The 3,329-nt window shown below is 44.8% G+C and carries 4 protein-coding genes; all 4 read right to left on the reverse strand.

Annotation, left to right across the window (positions count from 1 at the left end):
- Positions 1-11: 11 nt before the first annotated feature.
- A complete protein-coding gene (locus LC605_RS31945) occupies positions 12-431 on the reverse strand; it encodes a hypothetical protein (RefSeq protein WP_229551390.1) in 420 nt (139 codons plus the stop codon).
- A gap of 287 nt (positions 432-718) precedes the next feature.
- On the reverse strand, positions 719-1,813 hold the full coding sequence (gene rlmN, locus LC605_RS31950; RefSeq protein WP_229551391.1) for a 23S rRNA (adenine(2503)-C(2))-methyltransferase RlmN: 1,095 nt from the start codon (positions 1,811-1,813) through the stop codon (positions 719-721).
- A gap of 70 nt (positions 1,814-1,883) precedes the next feature.
- Positions 1,884-2,648 (reverse strand): precorrin-4 C(11)-methyltransferase, encoded by a 765-nt coding sequence (cobM, locus tag LC605_RS31955; RefSeq protein WP_229551393.1) that lies wholly within the window; start codon positions 2,646-2,648, stop codon positions 1,884-1,886.
- 225 nt (positions 2,649-2,873) lie between these two features.
- Positions 2,874-3,329, reverse strand: a 456-nt coding sequence (lgt, locus tag LC605_RS31960) for a prolipoprotein diacylglyceryl transferase (protein WP_229551392.1), incomplete at its 5' end; no start/stop codon positions are given.

A 3,329-nucleotide genomic window follows, 5' to 3' on the forward strand; every position in this document is an offset into this window, starting at 1 on the left:
GCAAATACGCACTATTTGCGAAACCAAATATCTGCGGTAATTACAGAAGGATTTATTCTGAGTTTCATTGGGACACTGCTATGGACAGGTGTACCTGGTTTACCTCGCCTCACGGTAGCAGGTTGGTGTTGTAGTCTCAGTTGTTGTAGGCGTCTGAGTTCTTGGCGTTGTTGTGTAAATTCTTGGTGTTGTCCTCTCTGTTGTTGTAGTTGTGGTTGTTGAAGGTTTAGCCGTAGGCGTATTTCCTGAAGTTTCTGTTGCATTTGCTGAGTTTGCTCGAGCTGTTGTTGACTCATTCTTTCTTGAAAGGACTCGCGTTGCTGAGGATTTGTCGGAATTATTTGTCCATAGGCAGGAGAATTTATCGGTAAAGCTTCTGCAAGAACAATTACCAGTAACGATAATTTAAGCATCAATGAGCGATTGAACATAGGGTTATTTTGTCAATTGTTATAGGTTGGGTTGAGCGATCGCTTAACTTTAAGATAACAATTTCTCCCGATGCCTTGTTGCAGCAATTGCTAAGGTTCTCAGCTTGAGGACACTGACAGTAATACAGAGTGATTGCGTCACTCTCCAAACAGGATAACTGCTATCTACAAGTGAGGCGCTAGTTTTGAGGGTTTGTAGTCAGCACGAAGCCTTCTGAGATGCAAAACAAAATTGACGTAGCTTGCTTCTCACTTCTAAAGCGTCTCGTAGAGAGCGTCATTAGGAATTAATTCTTACTTGCTCTCAATTGCCCGCAAGCAGCATCCGCTTCTAAACCACGGGAATAGCGGACAGTAACAGCAATATTTTGCTGCTTGAGGACGTTAACAAAGGCTTGAATGCGATCGCGGTTGGGGCGTTTGTAGTCTACTTCTTGAATGGGATTGTAGGGAATCAAATTCACATGACTTTGGAATCCTCGCAAGCATTTTGAAAGTTCTAATGCGTGTTCTGGTAAATCGTTAACACCAGCGAGGAGGACATATTCAAAGGTAACGCGGCGGCCAGTGATTTCCACATATTCTCGACATTCGGCCAGTAAATCTTCTAGAGGATAGGTGCGGGCGCTGGGGATGAGTTTTGCTCGCAGTGCTTGATTGGGTGCATGGAGACTGACAGCGAGAGTGATTTGCAAATGGTTTTGCGCGAACTGACGAATGCGATCGCGAATACCAACTGTAGAAACTGTAAGCGATCGCGCTCCTATACCGACATCTTGATTTAGAGATTTCAGCGCTGCTAAGACATTCTCAGTATTCAACAACGGTTCACCCAATCCCATAAACACCACATTGGTCACCCGTTGCTGAAAATCTTCTTGCACAGTTAACACCTGATCGATAATTTCGTGCCGTGCTAGGTTACGCTTGTAGCCTCCTTTACCAGTAGCGCAGAAATCACACGCCATTGGGCAACCCACCTGAGTAGAGACGCAAACTGTCAGACGAGCTTTTGGCCCTTCTCCCCCTTCTGCGAAGGTGGGGATGCCGACAGTTTCAATAATTTGTCCGTCTGTTAATAGTAAAAGATATTTCACCGTGCCATCGGGGGCTACAGAGCGATAGTGTAAAATGGAGCGCCCAATGGGGATTTCTGCTACTTCTTTGCGCCATTGCTTAGAGAATACAGAAATATCAGATAGCGATCGCACTCCCTTGTCATAGATCCATTCATGGAGCTGCTTTCCTCTGTAAGCAGGTTGTCCGTGCTGCTGCACCCAAGTAGTTAACTCGGCAACAGTACAACCTAGTAGGGGAGGGATTAATTCTGATTTTTCTGGGTTGTGTAAGTCAACCTGAGATACAAGAGGCGTAGCAGACATAAAAAATCACGAGTTGATGTAAGATCTCTATCCTACACCTGCCAGATTAACTTAGTCTTGACCACAGACTTTAGTCATCAGATGAGCGAAATAGATGACTATGTTCCGGATGATATAAACGCGATCGCCCTGTTGCTGTCGAGAGTGCTGGACTAATGATATAAAGTGTAGTACGAATTAGCTTTTCTTGATGAGTGGAGTCTGCCATTTGATTCAGGGGGACAACCCTGATTTTTTCATCAGGCCATCCGATACGAAAGCAAATCGCAATGGGGGTTTCGGCTGGATAATGTTCAAGTAGTTTCCCTTGGGCATTTTCGACGTGACGCGCACTTAAATACAGGCAGAGGCTAGCCTGATGTGCTGCAAGAGTCGCCAATTCTTCAGTAGCAGGGACTTCTGTACGTCCGCTGATGCGTGTCAAAATTATGGTTTGCACTAAACCGGGGACAGTCAGTTCTACTTTGAGTTTGGCAGCAGCAGCTTGAAAGGCGCTGATACCAGGTATGACTTCAAAAGGAATATTTGCCTCTCTTAGGAGGTGCATTTGCTCGTGGATGGCGCTGTAGAGACTAGGATCGCCAGAATGAAGACGGACTAGAGACTTGTGCTGCGATCGCACCCTATCGATCATAATCGCCAAAATCTCTTCTAAAGTCTGATTCGCAGTTCTAATGATCTCGGCATCTTTTCGGCAAAGTTCTAAAATTTGTTCGGGTATTAAAGAATCAGCAAATAAAATCACATCAGCCACAGCCAGTAGTTTCTGCGCCTTCAGCGTTAATAAATCAGGATCTCCAGGCCCTGCTCCGACAATATACACAGATGGTTCCATAGCATATAATGTTTTTTTATCACTCCAATTTTCTGTATATTCACGTTTAAAAGAACACACGGCAATCCCTCAAAAAATTTTTTGGCAATTTCTTCAGTATCTTTCCGGATTCACCCTCTTTCCCTAGTAGATAGTAATGGTAGATGCACCCTGGTTAAGCCCTAGAGAATATTCTGGGGCATTTTTTATCTGCTCCCTCATCCCCCTCATCCCCCTCATCCCCCGCTACTCCCCACTCCCTTTAGGAGTAGGAACTACATCGGGCAAAGGGCGTTTGAGTAAGTAAAGCCAAGCTAATCCAACTAATCCCAATAAAATTCCTAGACTACTGACTACTTGTGCCATCCGTAATGGCCCTAGCATCAAACTATCAGTGCGAAAGCCTTCAATCCACAAGCGTCCTAAGCTGTAGGCTGGCCAGTAAACTAGAAACAGTGTGCCTACCTTCAGGCGTGGCTTACCGGATAAAGACCGGAAAAACAACGTTATTAGTAGCGTAAACACCATTAAATTCCACAGAGATTCATAGAGGAAGGTGGGATGAAAGTAATCGAAACTAACATACTCTAGAGGACGATGCTCTAGTGGAATATACAGCTTCCAGGGTAAATCGGTAGGATCACCAAAAGCTTCAGAATTAAAGAAATTGCCCCAACGTCCGATCGCTTGCCCTAAAATCAG

Source organism: Nostoc sp. CHAB 5836 (genome assembly GCF_020829445.1).
GTDB lineage: Bacteria > Cyanobacteriota > Cyanobacteriia > Cyanobacteriales > Nostocaceae > Nostoc.

Bases quoted from the DNA above. Each gene is read 5' to 3' on its own strand.
- LC605_RS31945 (WP_229551390.1), bottom strand. From the start codon at position 431: ATGTTCAATCGCTCATTGATGCTTAAATTATCGTTACTGGTAATTGTT.
- cobM (WP_229551393.1), bottom strand. From the start codon at position 2,648: ATGGAACCATCTGTGTATATTGTCGGAGCAGGGCCTGGAGATCCTGAT.
- rlmN (WP_229551391.1), bottom strand. From the start codon at position 1,813: ATGTCTGCTACGCCTCTTGTATCTCAGGTTGACTTACACAACCCAGAA.